Origin of the sequence: Lentihominibacter sp. (genome assembly GCF_046951855.1) — a bacterium.
GTDB classification, from domain to species: domain Bacteria; phylum Bacillota; class Clostridia; order Peptostreptococcales; family Anaerovoracaceae; genus Lentihominibacter; species Lentihominibacter hominis.
Genome location: NZ_JBKTXS010000063.1, coordinates 1 through 3,683 on the forward strand (window position 1 = coordinate 1; position 3,683 = coordinate 3,683).

A 3,683-nucleotide genomic window follows, 5' to 3' on the forward strand; every position below is an offset into this window, starting at 1 on the left:
AAACTTCAGAAAATATAGAAGAAATATTGTCTGACAAAGGGGTTCCTGTATATTTGGAAACAGTTCATATAGATGAAGAAACGCATTATGTGGCACTGTTGTTTCTGAAAAAATACAATAAGGCGGTAGGAGAGGCTTTGAACAGATTAGGAGCAAAAAAATTTGATATTGAAGATATGAAGGGAACTTTTGCTGAGAATATTGAAATTTGCCGCAGTAATATTAAATCTATGAATAGTGATCTTAACAGGGGAGAAAAAGAGATTTCTGATATTTCCCGGGGAAAAAAGATTCTCGGGAAAGCATCAGATTCTCTTAAGATTAAAATTCAGTATATGTCAGGCCGGGAAAATTTTTTAAGTACTGAAAAAGTGAATATAATAACTGGATGGATACCTGTGTCTGAAAAAGAGAATGTAAGCAGAAAATTAGCCGAATATGACTGTTTTTGTCAGTATGAAGCACCTGACTCTTGCGAAGAATATCCTGTCCTTATGAAAAACAACAAGCTGGTGAAGCCCTTCGGTACTATTACAGAAATGTATTCGTTACCAAAGTCCCGCAGTATTGATACTAACTGGGCTATCGGGTTGTTCTTTTTTATCTTCTTTGGAATGATGTTGTCAGACGCCGGATACGGTATAATTTTGATTCTCGGCGGACTTTTAGGAGCGAAACTTCTTGATATAGGTGATGAAGCCAGAGAGTTTTTTAAGATGATAGGAATATGCGGATTTTCCACAGTATTATGGGGAGCTGTTTATGGAAGTTGGTTTGGTGATGCTGTAACAACAATTACTGAAACATTTTTTAATAGGCGAATTGAAATTCCGTATTTAATAGATCCGTTGTCTCAGCCCATGACAGTATTGATACTGGCGTGTATTCTTGGGGTGATTCATCTGTTTACAGGTATGGGGATAAAAGCATATATCATGATAAAGCGGGGCGACAGATGGGGAGCTTTGTTTGATGTGGGATTTTGGTATATGCTTCTCTTAGGTCTTCCTATGCTTCTCATGACCGGCCCATGGAAGACTGCAGGGTATATATTGTCGGTGACCGGAGCTGTGGGACTTGTCCTTACTCAAGGAAGGCATAAATCTAAGACAGCGGGCAAAATAATATCAGGTATTATGAGTCTGTACAACATAACAGGTTATTTTTCGGATGTACTTTCGTATTCAAGAATATTGGCGCTGGGACTTGCTACAGGAGTTGTAGCCAGCGTGGTAAATATCATGGGATCTATGGCGGGAAACGGTATAATAGGGGTCATATTGTTCATAATCGTATTTACAGCAGGTCATGTTCTAAATCTGGCCATCAATGCTTTGGGAGCATATGTACATTCGGCCAGACTTCAATATGTTGAATTTTTCGGTAAATATTATGAAGGCGGAGGAAAGAAATTTGACCCGCTGAGAATAAAGACAAAATATGTGAGGATAACGGAGGAAAAAAAGTAATGGAAACGTTTGCAACGTTATTTACTAACGGAAATTTTTATGCTTATTTAGGTGTGGCTGTAGCAGTAGTTTTAGCAGGAATGGGTTCGGCAAAAGGTGTGGGTATAGTAGGAGAAGCTGCGTCGGGTGTTTTAAGTGAAGATCCTGATAAGTTTGGGCAGTGTCTTGTGCTTCAGGCGCTGCCAGGAACACAGGGGATATATGGATTCCTTATCGGATTTATTATTATGCTGAATACAGGGATGCTGGGAGGTGACGTACAGCTTCCTGTAGGGACTGGTGCAGCTATATTAGTAGCGTCACTGCCCGTTGGCATTGTAGGACTGGTTTCCGGTATTCATCAGGGAAGAGTATCAGCGTCAGGAGTAAAAGTTATTGCTAAAAGACCTGATCAAGTGTCAAAACCTATGGTATCAGCTGCGCTTGTAGAGACTTATGCTATATTGGCATTTCTCATATCTATGTTATTGATTTTTAATATCAAGATCTGAGGTGATCAGAGGAGGAAGTCATGGGAAGTATAGCAGGTATATTGGATGTTATCGTTTCAGATGCTGAAGCTGAAGCGATGGTCACAGCCGAACACGGCAGGAACGAATGTATGCATGTGAGACACAGTTTTGAACAAGAAGCTCGTCTGAAGGAAGAGCGTATTATCGAAGAAGCTGTAAAAAAGTCCCGGGAATTAAAGAGGAGGAGCCTTTCTAAGGCGGAGACAGATGTAAGGAATATCATACTTTCTGCAAGAAGGACAATGATGGAGAAAGCTTTTGCTGCAGCAGAAGATAAATTGATACATCTCGGCAAAGATGAGAAAAAATTTCTCTACGAAAGGCTTATAACCAAGTACTGCAGCAGCGACACTGTCACTGTTGTCTTGAATAAAAGTGATATGAATTTGCTGGGGTCACGATTGAAGGTAAAAGGTATTGATATTAGAACAAAGATTTCTCATAAGGAATTTTCGGGAGGAATTCTGATAATAGAAAAGGATACAGAGATGGACTGTACCTTTAATACTGTTCTTAAGAATGTTGCCGGAGAAATGGAAACCGATGTTGCTTCTATGCTTTTTGAATAGTCAGGGAGGTGTTTGGAATGGGCAGAAAAGATACAGATTACCTTCATGCATCAGCAAGAACGTCATATCTGGAAAATAAGATGGTGACAGAGTCTCAGCTTATGAGAGCAGCCGGGGCCGGATCTGTTCAAGAAGCATATAACATTTTATCTTCAAACTCTGTGTTCAAAGACAGAAAATGGGAAGATTACAGGACAACACTTGAGAAAGACCTTACAGACACTTATACGCTTATAGAAGATATAACAGGGAATATAGGACTTACTCATGTATTCAGATATCATATAGACGGACATAACATGAAAGTCATTGTAAAGAGCAGACAGACTGGTGAAGATAGATCAGATTTATATAAATCAGGAGGGACTGTTTCTGTAAGTAATATGGAAGAGGCAATAGGAGGAAAGCATTTAGATTCTGTAAACAGGGTGCTTGCAGAAGCTGGGGCCGAAGCCGTAAAGCGTTTTGCACAAACAGGTGATCCGCAGACTGTAGATCTTATAATAGATGCGGCTGTCATGAAGATGATGAAAGGTAAGGCTTTGAAATTAGGTGATCCTTTGCTGATAGAATATGTTATGACTCAAATCGATATGATCAATATAGCAACAGCGCTGAGGCTTATGAGAGCAGATGCTGACGGTCGTATGGCGGAGAAAGTCTTTTCAGATGAAGGCTCTTTCTCACGTTCTGAATTTAAAAAAGCTTTTTCCGAAGGATATGACGGAATAAGAAAACTTGTGAAGAAACTCGATTATGGGGAAGCTGTAAGTAAACCGATAGAGAATACGGAAGATGTAATATTTTTTGAAATAATGAAAGAAAACATTATGTCAGAGTTGTTTTACAGAATGCGGGTTTGGGCATTTGGGACGGGACCTGTGATATCATTTCTGTATTTTAAAGAACGGGAGATAAGAGGATGCAGATTTGTATTGGCCTCAAAGGAGTTTAATGTATCTGTAAAAGAGATTGAAAGAGGGCTGAGTGGTATTTATGGAAGCTAAAATAGCAGTAATAGGAGACCGAGCAAGTGTGATGGCTTTCAGGACTGTAGGATTTGATATTTTTGAGGCAGGGACGGATACACAGATTTCAGATCTTATAGAATCTCTTGCAGATGACAGATACTC

General features: G+C 39.5%; 5 protein-coding genes. All 5 read left to right on the plus strand.

Annotated elements, in window-relative coordinates:
* The coding region (locus ACLR96_RS10100; RefSeq protein WP_412265848.1) for a V-type ATP synthase subunit I at nt 1-1,469 on the plus strand (1,469 nt) is incomplete at its 5' end.
* On the plus strand, nt 1,469-1,960 hold the full coding sequence (locus tag ACLR96_RS10105) for a V-type ATP synthase subunit K (RefSeq protein WP_177269848.1): 492 nt from the start codon (nt 1,469-1,471) through the stop codon (nt 1,958-1,960). The genes ACLR96_RS10100 and ACLR96_RS10105, both read left to right, overlap by 1 nt.
* Before the next feature lie 20 nt (nt 1,961-1,980).
* Nucleotides 1,981-2,550 carry a V-type ATP synthase subunit E gene (locus tag ACLR96_RS10110; protein WP_177269846.1) on the plus strand — a complete coding sequence of 190 codons (570 nt, stop codon included), beginning with the start codon at nt 1,981-1,983 and terminating at the stop codon, nt 2,548-2,550.
* Nucleotides 2,551-2,567: 17 nt separating this feature from the next.
* Nucleotides 2,568-3,557, plus strand: a complete 990-nt coding sequence (locus tag ACLR96_RS10115) for a V-type ATPase subunit (RefSeq protein WP_177269844.1) — start codon at nt 2,568-2,570, stop codon at nt 3,555-3,557.
* Nucleotides 3,547-3,683: V-type ATP synthase subunit F (locus ACLR96_RS10120; RefSeq protein WP_412265853.1), on the plus strand; the 137-nt coding region annotated here is incomplete at its 3' end. The genes ACLR96_RS10115 and ACLR96_RS10120, both read left to right, overlap by 11 nt.